Origin of the sequence: Brucella pseudintermedia, assembly GCF_008932435.1 — a bacterium.
GTDB lineage: Bacteria > Pseudomonadota > Alphaproteobacteria > Rhizobiales > Rhizobiaceae > Brucella > Brucella pseudintermedia.
This window is the reverse complement of the sequence record NZ_WBWE01000021.1, coordinates 1-20,639: the sequence shown is the minus strand read 5'-3', so window position 1 is coordinate 20,639 and position 20,639 is coordinate 1. Positions and strand designations below refer to the sequence as shown.

Sequence of the window (20,639 nt, the reverse complement as noted above, 5' to 3'; positions counted from 1 at the left end):
AAATGTGATCCCTCATTTGTTGCGGGCACGGGTAAAATTGATAGACATCTTTCGTTGAACCGATGGAGATGTTCATGAAACTTTATTACAAGGCTGGTGCCTGTTCGCTCGCGCCCCATATCGTCCTGAAGGAAGCGGGCCTTCCTTATGAGCTGGAAGCTGTGGACCTCAAGGCCAAGAAGACGTCGGATGGCGGGGACTATTTCGCGATCAATCCGCGCGGGGCGGTCCCGGCGCTGGAGATAAAGCCCGGCACCGTCATCACGCAGAACGCGGCAATCCTGCAATATATCGGGGACCATTCCGACGTTGCGGCATTCAAGCCCGCCTATGGCACGATGGAACGTGCACGCCTGCAGGAAGCCCTGGGCTTCTGCTCGGATCTCCATTCGGCATTCAGCGGGCTGTTTGCGCCGGATCTGAGCGACGAAGCGAAGGCTGGCGTCATCGCCAATATCAATCGCCGCATGGGGCAGTTCGAAGCCATGCTGTCGGACAGCAAGGCCTACTGGCTTGGCGATGATTTCACGCAGGCCGACGCTTATGCATCCGTGGTCATCGGCTGGGGTGTGGGACTCAAAGTCGATTTGAGCGCCTATCCAAAGGCACTGAAACTGCGCGAGCGCGTGCTCGCACGCCCGAATGCGCAGAAGGCGCTCAAGGAAGAAGGCCTCCATTAAAAATCATAGCCGGAGGCGCAAACCTTCGGCTTTATTCCGGTGCTCACGTACCTTTCTCGGACGCATAGTCCCGAAAAGGCTGCAACTTTTCGCGACTATGCTTGCAAGTACGCCCTGCTCCGGTACTCGAAAATCGCTCCCGAGAAGCGCAGTTATCCAAATGCCCAGACATCTTCGCAATAGATGCCAACATCATAACCGGCGGCTTTCATCTTTACGATGACGTTGCCGACATCAGTCGGGGATAGGGCGCCCACTTCGACTTTGATCAGGCCGGGGCGATAGCGCTCCAAATCGAGCTGGTCGAAGACAATCCAGTCCGCGCCCTCACAGTCGACCAAGAATGCATCGATATACTCGACATTATTGCGATCCAACACAGCTTGCAACGTATCGGAAGCAACCACGATTTCCTTCAGATGTGGAGCGAACTTATGGAAATTGGGATCATCCGGCCCCCATACATTCTTGCCGGACATCAGATTTGTATCTGTGACCGAAGAACAACCTATGAATTCAAGGGGCAAAGTGCCTTCTTCCAGGGCTTTTGCATCGAAAGTCTTGACGGTGATCGAACCTCGTTCCCTGGTGACGGCAATCGGTTCGATCCTGAACCGCTCTGCATCCGGATAGTTCTTGCGTAGTCTGATCAAGTTATACGGTACCGGTTCGACCAGAACTGCTTTGGAGTGGGGTATCCGGTGAAGCCAAGGGGTCACGTCATCGAAAAGGACGCCGTCGCAAGCGCCCACATTTACCATCTGAAAAGGGCGTCGTTTACCGGATTTGGCGGCACGGGCGGCATCGGCCAAAAAGCGCGTCCCGCGCAATGCGGCGCTACGGTTCAAAATGCCATTAGGAACGCTGCGCGCTGCCAGCGTGCGCGCATAATCTCTGAATTTCGAGGTTTCCGGAGCATTCATGCCCTTGCCCTTTCATATGGAGTTCAAATTAGGAGAAGCAGGAAAACCTGAACTCATCTGAGACGGCTGATTTGACGAGTTTCCCGCCGGAAAAAAACGGAAGTGGAAGCACGCGGTGGAACGAGTGCTCTTCAGGCGCTGAGAGCTCGGTCCGTTCGACAGCGTGATAGACGCTCCATCCTTGCGGTACATCGGCAATTTCCGGTTGCGAGTCGAACGCATTGCCCAATTCCTTGCGGGTTGTGTCATTCGATACGAAACTTTCGGTTACCGATGTGTGCTGAATAACCCTCCCATTTTTAAGGGTATGGCTACGATATAGCGAATAAAAATGTCAACCTATACGTTCCTCTCAATGGTATATTTAATATTGCTAATAGATAATATGAAATTTGCATAATATATATTGAAATATTCTGTTCAAAATTCTTCTGCCTCAATGAATTTTATTCAGCTTCAGGTGGGTCATTTCGATGCGATAGGCGGTTCATGGGAGAAGCGAACTTGCGGCTTATTGCTCGGCATCAATGTATCTGCATAAATTTCTTTTGAAGGAATATCTGGAATGCATATGGTGAGGTGGGTTAGTGCGACTGAAGCGTAGTACGCGGAACAGGCGGGAACATACTCAACCGACCGATTCTACGTGACTATTCTAGGGAAGAATCAAATGGCGGAGAGGAAGGGCCTGATATCCAACCTTCTCCAGTCTGAAGAAATTGTGGCGGGCCTCGGATGGCGAAAGAGTGAGAACCCGTTGATGAACTCTCTCGGCCGACCGGTGGCAGCCGGGGTTACAAGCCAAAATCCTCGCGGAACCGATCCATCTGGTGCATGCGCTGGTGGAGGATTGTAACGATGCCGATATCTCCGTTCGAGAGACGGCGCCAATAGACGAAATGCCGTTCGTATCGGAAGAAATATCCCTCTACGTCGAACTCCGCAGGGACGGGCTTCGACATGACACTGTGAGTTTCGATCTTGCCGAAAGCATCGAACAATCCGGTAATGTACCGATCTGCTTGATCGGTACCCCATCTTTCCTGCGTGTAGCGGTAGATCTCGTCGAGACGGTGAGAGGCTGCCTCCTGAACACGGACAGCAGCCATCAGGCCCGGTTCCGCGCGATCACTTCGCGCGCAGTGAGCGGCTTGTAGGACGCCTCGGGTGCGGCGAAAGCAAGTGTCAGTTCACCCTTCAGCCGATCAAATGCTTCCATCTCTACCCGCTCCTTATCGCGGCGGATCAGATCTCGGACATATTCGCTGATGTTTTCATAAGATCCGTTCTCGCTGACATTGGCGGCAACGAAATCGCTGAGCGTGCCACTGATGCGGACCGTCATCGTGGTCGTTCGAGACATTGCAACGCTCCTTTCATGTCGGTGTACTCAATATAACCAAAAATGCACACGATTCAATCCCGTTGCCTTCCTCCTGGAACCGGCTCCGAGAATTTTTTCCGACCAGCATAATGGGCACTGGGATATTTTCCGAACGTGTTGGAGAAAGTCGAAACGCACTTCAAGAACCGGCTGAATAGCCTATCGAAAGACCTGTTCCTTGAGCACGGCTGGCAACTGCCGGACGGCTACAAGGAAAATGGCTGGAAGAATCCGCTCAACTTCACCTTGGCCGAGTGGCAACAGGCCACCCCCGTTGCATCCCCCGAGCCGTGGCGGAACCTCAGCATCGAGCCTCATTCTGCCATCCAACCGTTGCGCCGGTTGACCACGCGCGGGAGACTTCGGCTCTCCCTGCACCCATCGAGCAAAGGGCGTTCCAGCCCTCTGGACACCTGACCAACCGTGCGCCGATTGGATGCCGCCAGCGCATCGGCGCTGAACCCGATCAGAGGGCTATCGCGCCGCCCTGAACCCACTCGCAGGGCCTGGAGATATGCCCTCTCCACCTGCACCGCACCATGCACAAGCGAACTGCCCGCTTGACCGGCAATCATGGGAGCGTTCCGAGCTGCCCGATATGCTAGGCTTCTCGGCCTGGGGTCGTTCGGCGATAGTCATGTCGAGCACATTAACCGGCCCCCTTTTCCGCCCGCTCCAACAGCGCTTCCAGTTCGTTTTTCGGCAGAGCGGGTGCGAAATAGTATCCTTGGACAAGGTCACAGCCCTGAGCCGCCAGGAAATCAAGTTGCTCCTTGGTTTCCACCCCTTCCGCCACCACTTTGAACGACATGCTCTTGGCCAGTCCGATTATGGCGGAGGTCAGGTTGCATTGTTTGGCATCGTGGGGGATGTCGGTAATGAAACTCCGGTCGATCTTGATATAGTCGCACGGCATGTCGCGCAGGTAGGCAAGAGATGAGTATCCCGTACCGAAATCGTCGATGGCGATGCTGACACCCATTTCCCTCAATTTGTGGAGCAAGGGCGTCACTTCTTCCTCACGCTCAATGTAGGAGGATTCGGTTATCTCGATTTCAAGCTGCCGGGCGGGGAAGCCCGTTCTTTCCAGTGTTCTGGGCAAGACGGATGCAAAGCGCCCGAATCTGAGCTGGCTTGCCGAAATGTTGACTGACACGGTGATGGGTGGATGCCCGTCTTGCAGCCATCGCCGCCCATCCTGACAAGCGCGTTCAAGAACATATTCGCCAAGGACTTCAATAAGGCCGGTCGCCTCCGCCACGGGTATGAAATCGCCCGGCGAGATGACGCCAAGTTCCGGATCAGTCCACCGGGCAAGCGCTTCCATGCCGCGCAATTTGCGGCTGACAGTATCGAATTGTGGCTGATAGTGAACGTCCAGCAAATTATCCGCCAACGCATTTTTCAGCTTGAGGCTCAGTTCCATTTTCTTCTGGGTCTCGCCACTCAAGCCGTGATGATAGACCCCGATAGAACCGCGCCGTTTGCGCTTTGCTGCACAGAGGGCGGTGTTCGCCTCTAAAAGGGCATCACCATTCTGCTCGATGTCCTGATAGCTCACGCCGATCGTTACGGTGGTGAATACCGCTAGACTGTCGTCAATGTGGATCGTCTGCTCAATCGCGCGCTGAATATCTTCTGTGATGCGTTCCACGAACTTGCGATCCCGTGACCGGACGACGAAGACAAATGCATCGGCGCCGATGTGGCAGAGCACATCGCCTTCTCCGAGATGCGTCGTTCGGAGTGTGTCAAGACGCTCACCTATGACTTGAAGGAAGCGGTCCCCAGTAGCGTGGCCGTAGCTGTCGTTGATGTCGCGGAAACGATCGAGATCGACCGCAATGAGTATATGCGGCGTTTCTTGAAGGCCGCTCAGGTGTTGGTCCAGAAAACGACGGTTGGGAAGCCCGGTCAGTTGGTCGTGTAGTACGAGGTATTCCAACCTTTCCTGCGTGTGTTTTTGCTTGCTTATGTCAGCGAGGGAAAAGACGTGGGTGTCGCGGGGGCCGCTTTCCCCTTCAACAGGGACGATGGAAAGAATGCCGACACTCTGCTGGTCTCGCCCAAACGTGACCTCGTTGCGCCACCGCGCCCCAAGCGTTTTCGGCAGGTTGAGGGGCTTGTTCGCGTACCAGAACGCATTGCTCACGTCCTTAGCCTCAGGGTCGATCCCAAGCATCTTCCGGAATGCCAAATTTGCCTTGAGCAGCGCACCGGACGCATCAACAATCGCAAGGCCTTCGGACGAGTTCCTGAACACGGCAGCTCCGCGCTGGACCTCCTCATCTTTTCTGGCCATCTCCCTGATGAGGCCGGCGCTACTGGAAGTCAGAAGACGCCAGCGGACTACGTCGCTCTCAAGATAATCGACGAATGCCTCTCGCTGCCAGAACATGAACAGACCGAGCGGTATGCTGAAGGCCGTCGCCATCAACACCTTGCCGGGAATGCCTCCGAAAACAATGTCCACGATTTCCGAACCGACGCCGAAGGCAATGAAGAAAAAGGCAAAGCCATCCAACACGAGGACAAGAATGAACGCGAGGATGTAGATCGCGCCATTGACGAGCGGCGAGCTTATCCTCTTTTTGGCCGCCTCGAAAATGAACAGAAGGATCAGCAATTCAGCGATAATGAGAACGCCGCCTACAACAATCAGGTAGGTGGACGCCTCAAACATGTCCGGCGGAACATTGTGGGTATTGATAACGCCGTCCGCCCTCAAAAGGGCTTGAGTGAGAAAGGCAAAAACGATCTTGAAAATATTGACGAAAATCACAAGCCGGACGAGATGTCGCAAGATGAACGTGTCTCGCTCGACCCAGACAAACATCACAGACGCCATCATGAAGGCGCCGTAGCAGAGGTTGCCGCCCGAGATTACGGCACCATCGGCTATCGGCACCGAATAGACGTTCCCCATAAAGCCGCCGATGAGCAGGACGAGCGCTATATAGACATAGAAATGAACCCGCCGCATTGGCGCAGGTAGCGTGGTAAAATATAGCGGAAACAGCGAAAGCGCGATGAATTGCAATGTCAGCAAAAGAGCCATGTGGTGGATCCGGTTTATCGAACACGCGCTACGCGCGGCTGCTTACCTTAAATCATAATGCCTTCAGACAGGTAATCGTCGGAAGAGAAAATGCGTATCCTCCCAGCCTCCTTGCGAGGTCGGCAAATGATAATGAAACAATTCCCTTAGAATTGCACCAGTTTTGTTATGCCTTTGGCAATGCTGACTGCCTGTTTCGGCTTTGGTTCTGGGAGCAGATCAGCCATCTTGGAATTGTTCTTACAGGAGGTGGAAGGACCAATGCCATCAGTCTATTTGCTCGTGCGCGACAGGGTCGAACAGAGCCGTGCAATGCTCTCAGGCGAGGATTTGTTCGATGCCGAACTCGATCGCAATTTCTCACTGCTGCTTGAGCGCTTGCAGGTGCTGGACGCCATAACCGTGGAAGCCCTCGCCCGAGCGCCGTTCACAGAGAGCGGTAAGAAAATCGTCACCTTGAAACCGTGTAGCTGCATCAGTTCGGGTACGCCGCCCTCCACAGGGGAATAGATGCCGGGAAGCTGCCCTCTGCATGGCGGCAGTTATCCAGATCAACAGTGCTGTTCATGAGCGCTGCAACGACTTGCGCTTACTGGCCATAACCCTCCGTTGGATCGGCCCTGCTGCACGTGACGCGATGGCCAATCCTCCCGCGGATCGGATGCGCGCCATCTTATCGAAGATGGATCACGACAAGGGGCAGGAGCACCGTCTTTCGACAGACGCGCCGCGCAACTACCTTGGTCACGCCGCCCGCCGTGGCACCTTTCTGGTGTAGGCATGGCGCTTCACAGGACTGCCCTCGTCCGTAGTACTCTCCGCACGGAAAGTGGATGTCGGCTTTGCCTCTCTGGCGCGGATGGGGTCCCTGAGCAGCCGCAGGCCGTTCAGCACCACCAGCACCGTTCCGCCTTCGTGGCCGATGACCGCCAATGGCAAGGGCAGCTCGAAAAATAGGCCGCCGATGACGAGTATCGCCATGGCTCCCATGGCGAAGGTCAGGTTCTGCCGGATGATCACTGCCGTCCTGCGAGCGAGCCGGTGCGCGTCGGCAAGCCGCCCCATGTCTTCCGAGAGCAGTGCCACATCGGCGGCCTGAAGCGCGACGTCCGATCCCGCCGCGCCCATGGCGATCCCCACATCGGCGCGGGCGAGTGCCGCCGCGTCATTGACGCCATCCCCCACGAACGCCACCTTGCCCTTTGCCGCAAGTTCGCCAGCCATCCGCACCTTGTCTTCGGGCAGCATGTCGGCGTGGATTTCCTCAGGGCTGAGCCCAAGTTCCGTGCCGATCCGCAGAGCGACAGGGAGCCGGTCTCCGGTCATCATGACGATACTCTCGACCCCGCCTTTGCGTAGTGCCGCAAGTGCAGGCTTGGAGGTTGCGCGCGCGGTATCGGCCACGGTGACCGCGCCCAGAACATGCGAGTCACGACCCGCATAGATGACCGTCTGCGCATCCGCCGCCAATGCCCGCAGCGCCGGATGGCCGATGGAAGCGCCCATCTGCTCGGCAAGGCGCGGGTTGCCCGCCCATAGGAGACCTGCGCCATCACTGCCGACAATGCCCGCGCTCGGTCGCGTGGCGACATCGCTGACCTCGACCGGTGCAACGCCCCGGATGGCGGCTTCCTGCCGAATGGCTGCGGCGCTGTGATGCTCCGACTGGGCTTCGAGACCGGCAAGCAGCGACAGAAAAGCCTGCTCGTCGCCATCGAGCGCGACCACCTGCGTGACGGACGCTTTGCCGGTAGTCAGTGTGCCGGTCTTGTCGAAAGCGAAGGCGTCCACGGCTGCCAGCGTTTCAAGGGCGGCTCCCCCCTTGAACAGCACGCCGCCGCGCGCAGCCGCTGACAGCGCCGACAGAATGGCGGCGGGCACCGAAATGACGATCGCACAGGGGCTTGCCGCCACCAGCAGGGTTGCGGATCGATAAAGCGCTTCCTCCCAATCGCGCCCCAGCCAATAGAAGGCGAAGAAGGCAAGGACTGCGCCCGCCATCACCGCAATCGTGTAGCGCTGACCGAACCATGCGCTGAACCGCTCCGAAGGAGCCTTGGCTGCCTGCGCTTCGGTGACCAGCGCGATCATGCGCGCCACAGTGCTTTCCGCGACCGTCTTCGTCACAGCGGCTTCCAGCACGCCGTCGATATTGACCGTGGCCTCGAAGATTTGCGCTCCGGGCTCCTTGGCGACCGGCATGGATTCGCCGGTGATGTTCGCCTCATCGAGAGAGCCGCGACCGCTGACGATCACCGCATCGGCAGGAACGCGCGCGCCGGGACGCAGGATCACGATGTCGTCCACGCGCAGATCGGCGGCGGGGATTTCCGACACCGACCCGTCCGCCTCCTTGCGCAGCGCCGTTTCCGGGCGCAGCGCCATCAACGCCTCGATAGCCCGGCGGGCGCGACCGAGCGCGCGCTCTTCCAGTGTGGTCGAAATGCTGAACAGCGTCAGCAGAACCGCGCCTTCGAACGGAGCGCCGACCGCTGCCGCAGCGACGGCGGCAACGACCATGAGAAGGTCGATGTCGAGGATGCGTTCTTCCCACAAGGTGACGGCAGCCCGCCAGCCTGCGGGCAGACCGCCTGCAAGATAGACAAGGGCAAGACCCACCGCCGAAACGAGGCCGGCGACATCCCCTCGCAGCGGCCAGAACGCGAGAATGGCCAGCAGCATCCCGATAACGGTCAGCGTGGTTAGGGCGATCGAACGATCGAGATTAATCAGGGCCTTCACGTTATCTCCTGGTTAGATACTGCTTCGTTGTTCTCCCGCTTCGACTAACAGGCGACTGCCCTGGAAATGGCGAACTACCCTTCGCTTGTCTTTCCATCGAAGTGCTCATGGTCAGTATCGGCATCGCTCTTGGTTGGGTGAACCACGCCATCAACATGCTCCGGGGGGCTATAGATCGTATAAAGCTTCAACGGCTTGTCGCCTGTGTTCTTCACATTGTGCCGCGCGCCAGCGGGTACGATCATGGCCATATCGGACTTGATCTTGCTTACCACCCCATCAATCAAGGGCCATCACCACGAGCTGCATGTTTTTCGCTGTGTAGAGCACACGGCGGAAATCCGTATTCCCCTCGGTCAGTTCTTCGATATCATCAACAAATCCACGCATGAGAGTTCTCCTTTCCCGATACTACACAAGATGTAAGTCTGCTCTTTGATGGCGCTCAAGCGCGGGACTGCTTCGTCCCGCCGTGGCGTCTCACATGGCCGCCAGTTTAACACGCTCTTCGACCTTCGCCGCTGTCTCCCTGCGCTCACTATAGCGGTCGGACAGGGTTCCCTGAGATAGCAAACGCTAGCTGATTTTGATGAAGATGAGTAGATTGACGAGGCGTGCCGCATCATATGGGCCAGAAGGGGCAATCCGGACGATAACGCCAAGCCGTGAGCCTCATAAAACGCTCGATGTCGAGGCCGTCTATCCAATGGCTACCAGACGTTCAGCGCCACCGCCGCCGAACTGCCGCGTTGTGGCCCGAGCGTAGTGGCATTGCGGATGACTTCTTCTGCGCCTTCCACCATCGGCTTCACAAAGGCTATCGGCGCGCCCGGGAATACATAGTCGTCGGGCGCACCAGCATCAGAACGCTGGCCTTCTTTTCTACTGCCCATTCCGCCAATCAGATTGAAATCTCTTTCCATTCGCTCACAGGGCGCCACGGACATTTGCAATTTAACGGAAAATTTCGTTTATACGGCCGCACTTTGTGCGATTTCTGACAAAATGACAGCAGACCAATAGTATGGATCCCGCCATCGTCCGAATTACCCTATCCTTAATCGGTCCTGGAATACTCGTCGTATTCGGGATTGCGTTCGCCTCTGCATGGTTGATCGACCGAAAGCGGAACTATCTCCTGCTGCTAGCCGGCGCGTGTATGCTCTTCGCAATGGGCGCTGCTAGCCAGATTCTCCACTGTCCTGTGGATATTGGCCTCAACGCGATGGTTTCGGGAGCGCTGTACACGACGGCGGTTTTGATGGCCGTCGAAGGTGTTCTTTTGCGCTCCGAAAGAAGCCTTGGCCTCGGCGCAAACATCGCGATTTTTGTCGTATTCTGGGGGCTGCTCTGGTATTTCTTCTACGTTGACCGAAACCTGATAGCTCGGATTTACATCCAGAATTTCGGCTATGGCATTATTCTTCTCGTGGCAGCGTATCGCTTGTCAGGTCTCGCAGGAGGGCGCTTGGGAGACCGTATCCTTTTCTGGAGTCTGCTTGCTTTCGGCCTGCATTTTTTTCCCCGCACTATTTTAACAATCGGCTTCTCGGAGCCGATTGACCCAGCGGTCTTTGAAAATTCAGTATTCTGGCAAGCGCTTCAACTCTCACTTGCAGTGCTGGGCTCAGGGTTTGCCTTGGCGATCCTCGCTGCATCCGTCGCAGATGTTATAGATGACCTTCGCCATGAGCGGGATATTGACCATCTGACCGGGATCCTAAATCGCCGTGGCTTCGAAGACGCTATAGCAACTGCTGTTCGGCGGTCTGGTAGCGTAACCGCCTCGCTAATTCTATGCGATATCGATCACTTCAAATCGATCAATGATGCCCCTGGTCATGAGGTCGGAGACAGGGTGCTGCAGGAGATCGCAAAGGTCCTGGTGCGAACCAAGCGCAAACGCGATGTAGTCGGGCGCGTTGGGGGCGAAGAATTCGCCATCTTTCTGTCAGACACAGACGGCACAGAAGCTTACGAATGCGCGGAGCGATTTCGCACCGCTATTTCGGAGGCAAATTTTTCGCATGTTGTTGATCGAGCCCGCATAACAGCCAGCTTCGGCATAGCGACCGCGACGGGCGGTCGATGGAAGCATCTTTATAAGTCGGCCGATAATCGCCTTTACGAAGCTAAAAGGAGCGGTCGCAATCGAACGGTGGCAAGTTCTGTGAGCAATTTCGTGAGTGCGTGAAATTTGTTTATTGAGCGCTGCTTATGCCTAATACCATTGTCTCAATTTGTACGGTCACCCCTCGATAATTCTTCTCACGTCTCTGACGGCACACACAATCTGACGCCGTAACAGCAGCGCGATGATGAGCCCGCCCAGCGCAAGCGCGCCGATTGCCATAACAGACTGCCAGTCCATGCCAGCAAGTGCGGCAAGTCCGGCACTGCCCGAGCCGAAGATGGTGGTGATCCAGCTCCACTGATCGGTACGCTTGCGGATTTCTGTTTCAACGCTGACCGGAACCACAGGCTTGTCGATTTCCTTCTCAACCACAATCTCGCGTGCTGGCTGGGTTGCGCCATGGCGTTTCCGAACCTCGACAAGAACCTGACGTACGCGATCCGGACCGACAGCTGCGTTCTGGCCGGCATAAGCACCCTTGCCCATCGCAGTGGGGAGCGAAGCCCATTCATGGGCAAGATTGTTGATCAGCGTATCTTCCGAGAGCCGCCCCGCCAGATACTTGTCGATGCCACGCAGGCCGAGGAGGTAGCAGGCGCATCGGTCCTGCATCTCGGCATCAAACAGTGCCGACGGCGGAAGCTTGAGCGTCTTGGCGATCGTCCGCAGCGTGGTGCGGACGATCTGGTAGCGGCCGAGCGCTGATGAGTTAAAGCGGTTGTCCGGATGCTTCAGCATCCGGGTCTGCAGCGCATCAACCTCCTGCAATGTCATGGCAACCAGATCGACGTCGCCGCCGGTAAAGGCGCCATAGGCGAGCGTTTCATTATAGCCGCGCTTTCGGTCGGTACCCTCGGCAAAACCGATCAAGTCGAGCATGGGCCGGTAAACATGATATTTGTCGGACGCAGGCAGGGTCGCCGCGCCGGTGGGCACGTTGGCGTTCATGATGATGTCCTTTCGCGGGCATGCCAGTGTAAAGGCAGGACGCATAGCTCTTGCGCCAGGCGGGGTGCGATCAGGGTTTCGTTCTTATCGTTGGCCCGCCACGGCCCACGCCAGGGTTACGGTCACGTTGGCGCGCCGGCCTCGCAAAGCATGGTGATGAAGCGGCCGCGCCGCTCCATGTCGGCGGATGTGCGGATGTTGTAGGTGGTGCCGGAACGGGTCTCGATCAGCCGCCAGGCAGCGGTAATGGTTGCGGTCTCGGCATCGTAGCGCACGATTATCAGCGCCGGCTGAACGCTTTGCAGGCGTGCGGCAATGACGGTCTCGCCGCCCTTGGAGAGTAGAATGCAGGCGTCGCGCTCGAACTGTGGCACCCACTGGCCATAGGTGTTGCCATAGCCATCATCGATCTCCTCGCGCTTTTCGAAGCTGACACGATCACGCAGATCGTTGGCGGTGATCCTGGCCATCAGATCGGACTTTTCCGGTAGGGTGCAATCAGGGCATGAACGGTGCCCTCGATGGCGATATCGATTTCGGTGTCAGCGCCATCGAACAGCCGCTGGACGATGAGCAGGATGGCCTGGCGGATGGGCTCAGGCACGTCGGCCGCCGCGCCAAAGCCGGCGATGAAGGTGATGGAGACGGCGTCAGCGCGACGGAAGGTGGCCGGCCAGGATTGCCCCGGCCGCAGGGTGAGATAGGCGCCACGCGTGTCGGTAAACAGGTCATAGACGCCGGCGTCCAATGTCTGCACCACATTGCCGACGTCGCAGTAGCTGACGCTGACGATGGCGATCACCGGCGATACTGGCAGAGGCAGGCGATCGGCAAAGCCGGCAAGATCCTGCCGCCAGGTCTGAGTGATCAGCGCCCGGCCGAGAATGCCGGCATAGCCGTCGAGATATGCCGTCGCCGCCTTGATCTGGGCGGTGATCAGATCGTCCTGGTCATCATGATCAACACGCAGATGGGCTTTGGCCTCGGCCAGCGTCACCGGCATGGTCGCGGGCGCAACCGTGCGGACGGGAGCGAGCATGGCTGTCTTCCAACAGGTTGATGAACGGGGGGTGGCCAGAATCTCGGCGCTGCCGACTGTCTGGCCGCTCTGACCGATCAGGCGACCGGCGCGTCGTGGGGATGGCCGAGCGCAAAGATCGCACCCGCGGCGATCGACGTGCCGGAGGTTTTGGTGATGACGGCACGAATGTAGCGCTTGTTGCCCTTGTAGCCCTGCTTGCAGACCGTGTCGGCTTCGAGCGCTGCCGGTAGAGTGCCCTGGAGGTCGGCTGCGGCAACGTCGCTGAAGTCGCCGTCGTCCGTGGTGTCGGCATGCTGCAGCTTCACGTCGAACACGCCGTCGCCGGCAATCGCCCCGGTGGTGATGATCAGCGTTGCCGCGTTGTAGCCCTGCAGATCGGCATGGCTGCCCTTGGTGGTGGCCGTGACCACGGCCGGAACCAGAGACGCAACCAGGCTGAGGCCGGAGATACCGTCCTTCATGACAGGAGTCCTTTCGATGAATGGGAATTGTGAAGAGACGGGCAGCCGGAGCCGCCCGTCATGTGGATCAGGTGCTGACCTTCAGCAGCTTGAGCGCCTCGAAGTTGACCACGCCGCCGCCGACGCGCTTGGTCGTGTAGAACAGGACGTTCGGCTTGGAGGTGAACGGATCACGCAGCACCCGGATGCCGATGCGGTCGACGATCAGGTAGGAGCGACCGAAGTCCCCGAAGGCGATGGGGAACTTGCTGGCCTCTGCCGCCGGCATGTTGTCGTCGGTGTAGACCGGCTTGCCGAGGATAGTGGCGACTTCGGCTGCACCCGATGGCGGCGCCCAGATATAGGCGCCTTCCGCATCCTTGAACTTGCGCACCGTGTTCATGGTCGCATCCGACATCAGCCACGATGCCCCGTTCCGGTAGCCGGACTTGAGCGCATAGTAGAGATCGATCAGGCAATCGGCCGGGCTGACCGAAGCGGTCGCAGCCAGGAAGCCATCCGCTTTGCCCGAGGCAATAAAGCCGAGCTTGCCCCATGCATGGGAAGCATTCGCCACCGTGTCGTAGGCAAGAATGCCGCGTGGCTTGTTGACGCCATCGCCATTGGCGAAGGCAGCTCCTTCCTGCTCAGCGAACTCGATCGACACTTCATCGGCCAGCCACGCCGCCAGATCGATGCCGGCATCGTCGAGCGATGTCTGCGTGGCGCCGGGCATGGCGTAGATCTCGCCGGTATTGATGGCGATCTCGCGCAAGGTCGGGGTGGCGGTACCAGGACGATCCTGTTCCTCGCCGACCCATCCGGACGTTGCGCCACCCATATTGACCAGCTTCTTGTAGGTATTGGTCGAGATCGAGATGGTGCGGGCCAGCGAACGGATCGTCGACACCGTGCCGAGAACACGGTCGATGCCGGCTTCGGTTTCTTCCGGCACCAGATAGCCACCGTCGGGGTCGGACTGCGTGGTCAGCTTGGCCTTGACCTCCAGATCACGCAGGCCGGCATCGACGCCGCGACGGAAGAAGCGGTCGAAGGCTTGCGCGTGTTCGGCCTTGTCCGGATCGGTCGTCCCGCCAACAGCACCGACCTTGACCGCTGCCAGCGCGGCATTGGTCTCGTCGAGGGCCTTTTGCAGGGCGGTGATCTCGGCATTGATACGGTCGACCTTTTCGGTCTGGACCACATCGGCCATGCCGGCCCGGATGTCGGCGAGTTCCTTGTCGCGCTCGACCTTGAAGTCCTCGAAGGTCTTCTGCAGTTCGGCCAGGATTTTGGTGGCGTTACCGGTTTCGGCGCGCACGCCGAGGATACCCCGGACTGGCCCGCGGCCACCGGGGTTCAGTTCGATACCCATCTCGGGTCTCCTATGATCTAATGGTGTCGATCAGCCGCTGAATGGCGGCTGCATGGGAGCCAGCGTCGTGCATGGCGGTTTCGGCAGCGTCGTGCATGCCGGCAATCTGGTTGAACATCTTGCGCCGCTCCGTCCGCGAGATGCCCTGTTGTGCCAACGCCGCATCGATGCGGCGCTTGGCGTGGATTTCAGGACGGACCTGCGCGGGCGCATTGGTCTCTGGGTGGATTTCGGCATCGTCGACGACATCGGCAAAACCATATTCGACAGCCTGTGCCGCCGTCATGAAGGTTTCCGCATCCATCAGCTGTTCGATGTCGGCGCGCTTCATGCGGGTGCGTGCTGCGTAAATATCAGCAATGGCAGCATCGAACTGGTCGAACAGGGTGGCGGCGTCACGCATGTCGTGGCGATTGCCGATCACCAGCCCCCAAGCATTGTGCACCATCATGAAGGAGCCGAGCCCCATGCGAATGTCATCCCCGGCCATGGCGATGATCGAGGCGGCAGACGCCGCCCAGCCCAGCACCTCGACCGTAACCTTGGCCGGATGGGCACGCAGCAGATTGTAGATCGCAATCCCCTCGAACATATCGCCGCCCGGCGAGTTGATACGGACAGTAATGTCCTTGTTTCCGATCGAACGGAGCGCCGCCGAGATGCGCTTTGCCGTGACGCCGCCGCCTGTCCAGCCATCGTCGCCGATGACGTCGAAGATGGAGATGGTGGCGTCGGCATCGGGCGCAGCGGCAAAAGGGTGCTCTGCCCATTTCGCCAGCACGTCGCTCGGCGTATCCCACTGGTAGTTCTGCGGCCGAGGGAACGTCCGTGCCTCGGGCAGTTTGCGAAGGCTCATGTGTCAGTGTCCTTTTCGATGAGCGGCCGATCATTGTCGCCATTGTCGCCATCGTTGGTGATCGGCATCCCCGCCGTGTTAGGCGGTGGATAGAAGACATCCCCACCATCGCGCGGGTTCTGGTCTTCGAGTGCTCGGATTTCGTTCGGGCTGTAGACGCCCCATTGCAGGCCTTTGACGTAAGCTTCCCAGCGCGCCTTGATGTCGCCCTTGACGAGCGCCGCCCGATTAAAGCGGGCATAGAGATTGTCGTTGTGCTTTCCCTCTGGGTCGATCAGGTCGCGGTTGATCGCCTCTTCCCACATGGTCAGATGGTCTTCGAGCGTATAGGCGACGAAGCCGATCGACTGCTGCTCGATGCCGGTGCCCCAGCTGGTGGATTTTTCGGTGTCGCCGATCATGTGCGGCGGCACCCCAAAGAACATGGCAATGTCGGTGCGGCTGAACTTTCTGGCCTCCAGCCATTGCGCATCCTCGGCCGTCATGGCGATGCGGGCATAGTCCATGCCCTCTTCGAGGATCAGGTTCTTTCCCTCCTGCTCGCCGCCGGAGCGGAACTCCTCGAGCCCGGCCTTGAGATGGGCGACAGCCTCTGGCCCGAGCTTGTTGGGGTGCTTCAGCACCCCACTGACACGCGCACCATTGCGGAAGGTCGAAGCGCCATGATCTTCCATGGCCAGCGACAGGCCGATGGTCTCGCGAGCGTAAGAGATTGCCGACACACCATGGACGCCGTCGAGCGTCAGGCCGACCAGATGGAACACTTCCGTCTGAGCAAGCTGGATGCGCCGTCCGTCCTGTCTTTTGTATGTGTATTCGAGCGTCAGATCGTCGGTCTGCTTCACCTCGACCCGATCGGGATGCAGCGGGATCAGTTCCTGCACATTCCCGCGCGAGCGCACGATCATGGCATAGGCATTGCCGCGCAAAAGCAGATGCGCCTGCAGCATGCGGCGAAACTGCGACGGCGTCTGCCAGCGGTTCGGCCGTCGTCGCAGCACCGTCCAGATCGGCGTGTCGGACGCATCCTGCCGGGTGCGCTCATCGACGCGGCGCTTGATGTGCAAGGGCAGTGTCGCCACCGCACCCGAGATGATGCGCACGCAGGCATAGACAGCCGCCACCCGCATGGCGCTGTTGGGTGTCACCGTCGTGCCCGATGCCGTCACCGCTCCGGACCGCAGCGCCTCTTCCAGCTGCTGCGCCGTGGTGATGACGATCCCGCCACCCGCATCCTGGAACGACGCGCGCGGAGATGCGGCCGGCGGTTTTGCGCCGCCGAACCAGTTCGACCAGAATGCCATTTTTTCCCGTTTCTTTCGCGCCTGCGCCTACAGCATCAGGATGCCGCGACTCTCATAAACCGAGCGGCCGGCATTGACGTCACGCGCCAGCGCCCGACCAAGCGCGTTGCAGATCGCGACAATGCCGTCGATGCGTTCGCTCGAGCGCTCCTTGTCGGGCTTGATGTTGCCGGCCGGATCATGGCGCACGGCAACGTTCGATGCGTTCCAGCGCAACACCGGATGCCCGCCATGCCAGAGGGCGCGAGAGACCGACAACCGCTCCAGTTCCGCCGTCGGCGCCGCCATGGACAAGAACCCCTGGCCGAACTGGACGAGGTTCAGGCCTTCATCCTGCAGATGCTGGACAATCTCGCCGGCAAAGGTGCGGTCGTAGGAGAGTTCACGCAGATCGTAGCGGGATGCCAGTTCGAGGATTTCCTTCTCGACGAAGGCGAAGTCGGTGGCGTTGCCGGGGGTGGCGGTCAGGAATCCCTGATCACGCCAGACGTCATAGGGCACGCGGTCGCGCCGCACACGGCGGACTATGTCGTCCTCGGGAATCCAGAACCGGCAGGTGACGATCCATTTGTCGGCAAGCTTTCCAAGCGTTTCATCCAGTGTCGGCGGGAAGACCAACACGAAGGCCGACAGATCGTTGACGCGGGCCAGGTCGAGCCCGCCATAGCATTCACGCCCCAGCAGCTTGCCTTCCAGTTCCTCCAGTTCGTGTTTGACGATGCGCCAGTCGGTGGCAGCTGGCAGTCCGCCTTCCTCCCACACGCTCATGTCGAGCCAGCGCGTGACCTGCTCGGTCCATTCGTTGAGGCGCAGCCGGCGGATCGCATTCTGCTGCGCCGGCATTTCTTTCGCCTCGTCGATCTGGCGCTTGAGGTCATCGCGTTTGACGGTGACGCCGAGGCTCGGATTGGCCTTCACCCAGACTTCTGGGTCAGTCCAGTCGTCGCCGTCGTCGATGGTGGCGATATAGCCGAACCAGCTGTCGGACGAGTCTGTCGGCACCGTGCCCTCCAGCGCCTTGACCGAGAACTCATGATGCTGGCGACAAACGGAATGGCGATCATAACCCGCCGTGGTGATCTCGAAGATCAGTGGCTGCCGCCGAGCACCCGTCGCGGTGTTGAGCTTCTGGATGATCTCGGGTCCAGGATGTTCATGCACCTCGTCGACAGCCGCAAAATGAATGTTCAAACCGTCCATCTTGGTGGCATCCGCTGACAACGGCCGGAACCAGGACGAGGTTGGCAGCACCGCCAGATTGTTCACCGTCCTGGTGATCCTTGCCTGCAGGGCGCTGCTTGCCGCCACCATGCGCTCGGCCTCGCCAAAGACGATCCTCGCCTGATCCCGTGTCGTTGCCGCCGAATAGACATGCGCGCCGGGCTCGCCATCGGCAATCAAGGCATAAAGCGCCGTGCCGGCCAGCAGCACCGACTTGCCGTTCTTCCTCGCCACCTCGACGTAAGCTGTACGGAAACGGCGCAGCCCATTCTTTCGCTTCCAGCCATAGAGCGAACCGACGACGAACTGCTGCCAGGGCTGCAGCGCGAACGGCTCGCCGGCCCATTCGCCGGTCGAATGGCGGAGATGACCGAAGAAGTCGATCGCATGGCGTGCCGCAGCGCCATCCCAGACCAGGCCGCGCTTGGCGCCCATCTTTAGATCGGCGAGATGACGCTCGCAGGCAAGCCGCACCAGGCGCCCGGCAACAATCTTGCCGCTGGCGACAGCGCGCGCGTACGCCTCGACCGGACAGGACGGCGCTTTCCTCGCCGATCCGGATTTACGCTTTTCTGCCACGGGTCAAAAAATCCTCGAACGGGTCTTTGGTCTCAGCCGGCTCCGCCATGCGAATCCGCGAGCGGCTCGACGGCGTCAGCCCGAACTCACTTTCAATCTGCGCCATCTGTGCCAGGCACTTGTTGGCGACGGCCAGGAACGGGTTCTGGATGATGTTGTCGTTTGACGTCTTCACCACCGGCCCACGGCGCTTCACTTCCTGTTCTGCGTCGAGCCAGCGCCGCCAGATGACGACGTAACGGGCGAGCGCACCGGTATCGAGCTTGGTCATCACGCCATGGCGCGCCAGCATCTCGGCCATCTCGGCGAACTTCGCCTGCGCTTCCTCGTCGAGATGATCCGGCGGCGCGGGAACTGCCACCACCGGCTTTGGCTCGGCCTTGTTCATGCGGTGCGGACGGGCCGTGCCCTTGACCAGCTTCAGATGTGTTGGCAGCGGCTTGCGGCCGGCCATGTCAGAACTCCTTGTGTGAGCACCAGATAATTTCGGTTCGCGTAACGATTGGCAAAAGTAAAAGTTGACACCAAGTCCAATCGCCCCTATTGAAGGCCATCGATATTTTCTTGTTGAGCTTTTTTATTGCGCGATTGGCACCGCGCCTTGAACGAACCCTCCCTTTAAAACATCGCTATCATCATCCGTAACGCCTCGGCGCTGCAGTCCTCTATGTTGCTATGAAAGGGTTCGTTATGACCACTGGCACAGTTAAATGGTTCAATTCCACAAAAGGCTTCGGCTTCATTCAGCCTGACAACGGCGGCGCTGACGCCTTCGTTCACATCTCTGCCGTCGAGCGCGCCGGAATGCGCGAAATCGTCGAAGGCCAGAAGATTGCCTATGACATGGAGCGCGACATGAAGTCGGGCAAAATGTCGGCTTGCAACCTGCAAGCTGCCTAAAACGGTATCCGCTTTCCCTTGACCACGGATGTACTGGCACTGCGAAAGCATAATACCAATCAAGGTCAGGCAATTTGCCTGGCCTTTTTTTATGGCTGCTCACCGAAGCTGGCCTCTGGAAGACAACACCAACAATGACACCAACACACAGCATATCTCGCCAAACAGCTGAGATAGCTTTCGCTAAAATTCAAACACCCTTTCTTCTCCGGAAGCCCGCCGACCAAAAATGCGACCCGATCGCTCAGGCTCGCCAGGAAAAGACACTGCGGTTACGCAGCGCTCGTCTGGCCAAAGAAGCCGAGGATCTCAGGGGCAAATCTGCCGCATTGTTTTTCCCAAGCGCCAGGAAAGCTTGACCAGAAAAGCTCGACACCGAAGCTTCATGCGCTGGGTTTTCTGCTCAGCCACAAGCTTTCAAACGCCCTGCGCAGACAGTAGCTACGGGCGATGCTGACGACGGTGAAGATGGCGCCCATCGCCATGTTCTCGGCGAGTGTGGTCGTCAGTCCGAACAGTGGGAACACCACAATCTGGGTGATGACCGCGATGCCATAACCAACTGCGACATTGGCGAAGGCTTCTACCAGCGACATGGTGCGCGATTGCTTCATGCCGCATCAGCCTGTTCCGGCACACGCTCTGCCGTGATCGCGTCAAAGCTGCGGCCATCACCATCCAGCGTCGCCGGCTTGCCGGTATATTCCTGCCAGCGTTTGACGACGACATCGCAGAAGGCTTCTGACAGTTCGAGGCCATAAACCTTGCGGCCGGTCTTCTCACCAGCGATCAGCTGCGATCCGGAGCCTGAAAACGGCTCGTAACAGATATCACCGGTTCTTGTGTGCAACAGCATTGGCAGCGTGAACACGCGCACCGGTTTTGATGTCGGGTGCTCGCGGGTTTCAATCTCGGACGACGGAATATTCCACACCGTGGTCGGCCAGCTTTCAAAACCCTCGCGATTGATCCTTGGCTTCTTGCCGCGAACCCAGCCAAACAGGCAGGGCTCATGCGCCCACAGCATCACCGAACGCGTCAGCACCGGGCGCG

The 20,639-nt window shown here is 58.8% G+C and carries 24 protein-coding genes; 6 read left to right on the top strand and 18 right to left on the bottom strand.

What is annotated here, in order from left to right; genetic code table 11:
- The first annotated feature begins 74 nt into the window (after positions 1-74).
- A complete protein-coding gene (gst, locus tag F9K78_RS20685; protein WP_121987378.1) occupies positions 75-680 on the top strand; it encodes a glutathione transferase in 606 nt (201 codons plus the stop codon).
- A gap of 152 nt (positions 681-832) precedes the next feature.
- On the opposite strand, the gene F9K78_RS20680 is transcribed toward gst, so the two are convergent.
- The 3 genes from F9K78_RS20680 to F9K78_RS20670 all read right to left on the bottom strand — a co-directional run bounded on the left by F9K78_RS20680 (position 833) and on the right by F9K78_RS20670 (position 2,966).
- Positions 833-1,603 carry an FkbM family methyltransferase gene (locus F9K78_RS20680; protein WP_121987379.1) on the bottom strand — a complete coding sequence of 257 codons (771 nt, stop codon included), beginning with the start codon at positions 1,601-1,603 and terminating at the stop codon, positions 833-835.
- A gap of 794 nt (positions 1,604-2,397) precedes the next feature.
- A complete protein-coding gene (locus F9K78_RS20675) occupies positions 2,398-2,712 on the bottom strand; it encodes a type II toxin-antitoxin system RelE/ParE family toxin (RefSeq protein WP_091519401.1) in 315 nt (104 codons plus the stop codon).
- Entirely contained in the window at positions 2,712-2,966 is a 255-nt protein-coding gene (locus F9K78_RS20670) for a ribbon-helix-helix domain-containing protein (protein WP_091519403.1), read from the bottom strand. Before F9K78_RS20670 ends, F9K78_RS20675 begins: the two co-directional genes overlap by 1 nt.
- A gap of 135 nt (positions 2,967-3,101) precedes the next feature.
- On the opposite strand from F9K78_RS20670, the gene F9K78_RS22030 reads away from it, so the two are divergent.
- Positions 3,102-3,404 (top strand): hypothetical protein, encoded by a 303-nt coding sequence (locus F9K78_RS22030; RefSeq protein WP_199224817.1) that lies wholly within the window; start codon positions 3,102-3,104, stop codon positions 3,402-3,404.
- A 232-nt stretch (positions 3,405-3,636) separates the two neighbouring features.
- Here the strand turns inward: F9K78_RS22030 and F9K78_RS20660 are convergent, their stop codons facing one another.
- Positions 3,637-6,045 (bottom strand): putative bifunctional diguanylate cyclase/phosphodiesterase, encoded by a 2,409-nt coding sequence (locus F9K78_RS20660; protein WP_151682701.1) that lies wholly within the window; start codon positions 6,043-6,045, stop codon positions 3,637-3,639.
- Positions 6,046-6,306: 261 nt separating this feature from the next.
- Between F9K78_RS20660 and F9K78_RS20655 the strand changes: the two genes are divergently transcribed.
- Complete coding sequence (locus tag F9K78_RS20655; protein WP_151682700.1) at positions 6,307-6,555, top strand: hypothetical protein; 249 nt, start codon at positions 6,307-6,309, stop codon at positions 6,553-6,555.
- 22 nt (positions 6,556-6,577) lie between these two features.
- Entirely contained in the window at positions 6,578-6,823 is a 246-nt protein-coding gene (locus F9K78_RS20650) for a hypothetical protein (RefSeq protein WP_151682699.1), read from the top strand.
- Here F9K78_RS20650 and F9K78_RS20645 read toward each other — a convergent pair.
- From F9K78_RS20645 to F9K78_RS20635, 3 genes are all read right to left on the bottom strand, one after another.
- Entirely contained in the window at positions 6,790-8,727 is a 1,938-nt protein-coding gene (locus F9K78_RS20645) for a heavy metal translocating P-type ATPase (RefSeq protein WP_151682702.1), read from the bottom strand. The genes F9K78_RS20650 and F9K78_RS20645 overlap by 34 nt on opposite strands.
- A gap of 134 nt (positions 8,728-8,861) precedes the next feature.
- On the bottom strand, positions 8,862-9,074 hold the full coding sequence (locus F9K78_RS20640; RefSeq protein WP_235925494.1) for a cupin domain-containing protein: 213 nt from the start codon (positions 9,072-9,074) through the stop codon (positions 8,862-8,864).
- Positions 9,075-9,497: 423 nt separating this feature from the next.
- Positions 9,498-9,680, bottom strand: a complete 183-nt coding sequence (locus F9K78_RS20635) for a hypothetical protein (protein WP_139207969.1) — start codon at positions 9,678-9,680, stop codon at positions 9,498-9,500.
- Positions 9,681-9,811: 131 nt separating this feature from the next.
- Between F9K78_RS20635 and F9K78_RS20630 the strand changes: the two genes are divergently transcribed.
- A complete protein-coding gene (locus F9K78_RS20630; protein ID WP_151682698.1) occupies positions 9,812-10,981 on the top strand; it encodes a GGDEF domain-containing protein in 1,170 nt (389 codons plus the stop codon).
- 54 nt (positions 10,982-11,035) lie between these two features.
- On the opposite strand, the gene F9K78_RS20625 is transcribed toward F9K78_RS20630, so the two are convergent.
- From F9K78_RS20625 to F9K78_RS20585, 9 genes are all read right to left on the bottom strand, one after another.
- Positions 11,036-11,869, bottom strand: coding sequence for a lysozyme family protein (locus F9K78_RS20625; protein WP_151682697.1), 834 nt, complete (start codon positions 11,867-11,869; stop codon positions 11,036-11,038).
- A 122-nt stretch (positions 11,870-11,991) separates the two neighbouring features.
- Positions 11,992-12,339: a phage head closure protein gene (locus F9K78_RS20620; RefSeq protein ID WP_109708012.1), complete on the bottom strand. Its 348-nt coding sequence runs from the start codon at positions 12,337-12,339 to the stop codon at positions 11,992-11,994.
- Positions 12,339-12,908, bottom strand: coding sequence for a head-tail connector protein (locus tag F9K78_RS20615; protein ID WP_151682696.1), 570 nt, complete (start codon positions 12,906-12,908; stop codon positions 12,339-12,341). The genes F9K78_RS20620 and F9K78_RS20615 overlap by 1 nt, the downstream gene beginning before the upstream one ends.
- Positions 12,909-12,985: 77 nt before the next feature.
- Positions 12,986-13,372, bottom strand: a complete 387-nt coding sequence (locus F9K78_RS20610) for a hypothetical protein (RefSeq protein ID WP_144864371.1) — start codon at positions 13,370-13,372, stop codon at positions 12,986-12,988.
- 67 nt (positions 13,373-13,439) lie between these two features.
- Positions 13,440-14,726, bottom strand: a complete 1,287-nt coding sequence (locus F9K78_RS20605) for a phage major capsid protein (protein WP_151682695.1) — start codon at positions 14,724-14,726, stop codon at positions 13,440-13,442.
- 10 nt (positions 14,727-14,736) lie between these two features.
- A complete protein-coding gene (locus F9K78_RS20600) occupies positions 14,737-15,582 on the bottom strand; it encodes a head maturation protease, ClpP-related (protein WP_151682694.1) in 846 nt (281 codons plus the stop codon).
- Complete coding sequence (locus F9K78_RS20595; protein WP_235925493.1) at positions 15,579-16,886, bottom strand: phage portal protein; 1,308 nt, start codon at positions 16,884-16,886, stop codon at positions 15,579-15,581. The genes F9K78_RS20600 and F9K78_RS20595 overlap by 4 nt, the downstream gene beginning before the upstream one ends.
- Before the next feature lie 27 nt (positions 16,887-16,913).
- Positions 16,914-18,686 carry a terminase large subunit gene (locus F9K78_RS20590; protein ID WP_151682693.1) on the bottom strand — a complete coding sequence of 591 codons (1,773 nt, stop codon included), beginning with the start codon at positions 18,684-18,686 and terminating at the stop codon, positions 16,914-16,916.
- Positions 18,670-19,140 carry a phage terminase small subunit P27 family gene (locus tag F9K78_RS20585; protein ID WP_151682692.1) on the bottom strand — a complete coding sequence of 157 codons (471 nt, stop codon included), beginning with the start codon at positions 19,138-19,140 and terminating at the stop codon, positions 18,670-18,672. The genes F9K78_RS20590 and F9K78_RS20585 overlap by 17 nt, the downstream gene beginning before the upstream one ends.
- Positions 19,141-19,376: 236 nt before the next feature.
- On the opposite strand from F9K78_RS20585, the gene F9K78_RS20580 reads away from it, so the two are divergent.
- Positions 19,377-19,586, top strand: coding sequence for a cold-shock protein (locus F9K78_RS20580; RefSeq protein WP_091524570.1), 210 nt, complete (start codon positions 19,377-19,379; stop codon positions 19,584-19,586).
- A gap of 383 nt (positions 19,587-19,969) precedes the next feature.
- Here the strand turns inward: F9K78_RS20580 and F9K78_RS20570 are convergent, their stop codons facing one another.
- Together F9K78_RS20570 and F9K78_RS20565 are read right to left on the bottom strand one after the other, a co-directional pair.
- Positions 19,970-20,200: a DUF7220 family protein gene (locus F9K78_RS20570; protein ID WP_091524575.1), complete on the bottom strand. Its 231-nt coding sequence runs from the start codon at positions 20,198-20,200 to the stop codon at positions 19,970-19,972.
- Positions 20,197-20,639: DNA methyltransferase (locus tag F9K78_RS20565; protein WP_167518149.1), on the bottom strand; the 443-nt coding region annotated here is incomplete at its 5' end. The genes F9K78_RS20570 and F9K78_RS20565, both read right to left, overlap by 4 nt.

What these genes read in the sequence shown, in the direction of transcription:
- F9K78_RS20655 (WP_151682700.1), top strand. Translation starts at nt 6,307, where the DNA reads ATGCCATCAGTCTATTTGCTCGTGCGCGACAGGGTCGAACAGAGCCGT.
- F9K78_RS20675 (WP_091519401.1), bottom strand. Translation starts at nt 2,712, where the DNA reads ATGGCTGCTGTCCGTGTTCAGGAGGCAGCCTCTCACCGTCTCGACGAG.
- F9K78_RS20680 (WP_121987379.1), bottom strand. Translation starts at nt 1,603, where the DNA reads ATGAATGCTCCGGAAACCTCGAAATTCAGAGATTATGCGCGCACGCTG.
- gst (WP_121987378.1), top strand. Translation starts at nt 75, where the DNA reads ATGAAACTTTATTACAAGGCTGGTGCCTGTTCGCTCGCGCCCCATATC.
- F9K78_RS20595 (WP_235925493.1), bottom strand. Translation starts at nt 16,886, where the DNA reads ATGGCATTCTGGTCGAACTGGTTCGGCGGCGCAAAACCGCCGGCCGCA.
- F9K78_RS20650 (WP_151682699.1), top strand. Translation starts at nt 6,578, where the DNA reads ATGGCGGCAGTTATCCAGATCAACAGTGCTGTTCATGAGCGCTGCAAC.
- F9K78_RS20645 (WP_151682702.1), bottom strand. Translation starts at nt 8,727, where the DNA reads ATGCTGCTGGCCATTCTCGCGTTCTGGCCGCTGCGAGGGGATGTCGCC.
- F9K78_RS20635 (WP_139207969.1), bottom strand. Translation starts at nt 9,680, where the DNA reads ATGGGCAGTAGAAAAGAAGGCCAGCGTTCTGATGCTGGTGCGCCCGAC.
- F9K78_RS20600 (WP_151682694.1), bottom strand. Translation starts at nt 15,582, where the DNA reads ATGAGCCTTCGCAAACTGCCCGAGGCACGGACGTTCCCTCGGCCGCAG.
- F9K78_RS20625 (WP_151682697.1), bottom strand. Translation starts at nt 11,869, where the DNA reads ATGAACGCCAACGTGCCCACCGGCGCGGCGACCCTGCCTGCGTCCGAC.
- F9K78_RS20610 (WP_144864371.1), bottom strand. Translation starts at nt 13,372, where the DNA reads ATGAAGGACGGTATCTCCGGCCTCAGCCTGGTTGCGTCTCTGGTTCCG.
- F9K78_RS20580 (WP_091524570.1), top strand. Translation starts at nt 19,377, where the DNA reads ATGACCACTGGCACAGTTAAATGGTTCAATTCCACAAAAGGCTTCGGC.
- F9K78_RS20670 (WP_091519403.1), bottom strand. Translation starts at nt 2,966, where the DNA reads ATGTCTCGAACGACCACGATGACGGTCCGCATCAGTGGCACGCTCAGC.
- F9K78_RS20620 (WP_109708012.1), bottom strand. Translation starts at nt 12,339, where the DNA reads ATGGCCAGGATCACCGCCAACGATCTGCGTGATCGTGTCAGCTTCGAA.
- F9K78_RS20585 (WP_151682692.1), bottom strand. Translation starts at nt 19,140, where the DNA reads ATGGCCGGCCGCAAGCCGCTGCCAACACATCTGAAGCTGGTCAAGGGC.
- F9K78_RS20630 (WP_151682698.1), top strand. Translation starts at nt 9,812, where the DNA reads ATGGATCCCGCCATCGTCCGAATTACCCTATCCTTAATCGGTCCTGGA.
- F9K78_RS20660 (WP_151682701.1), bottom strand. Translation starts at nt 6,045, where the DNA reads ATGGCTCTTTTGCTGACATTGCAATTCATCGCGCTTTCGCTGTTTCCG.
- F9K78_RS20605 (WP_151682695.1), bottom strand. Translation starts at nt 14,726, where the DNA reads ATGGGTATCGAACTGAACCCCGGTGGCCGCGGGCCAGTCCGGGGTATC.
- F9K78_RS20615 (WP_151682696.1), bottom strand. Translation starts at nt 12,908, where the DNA reads ATGCTCGCTCCCGTCCGCACGGTTGCGCCCGCGACCATGCCGGTGACG.
- F9K78_RS20570 (WP_091524575.1), bottom strand. Translation starts at nt 20,200, where the DNA reads ATGAAGCAATCGCGCACCATGTCGCTGGTAGAAGCCTTCGCCAATGTC.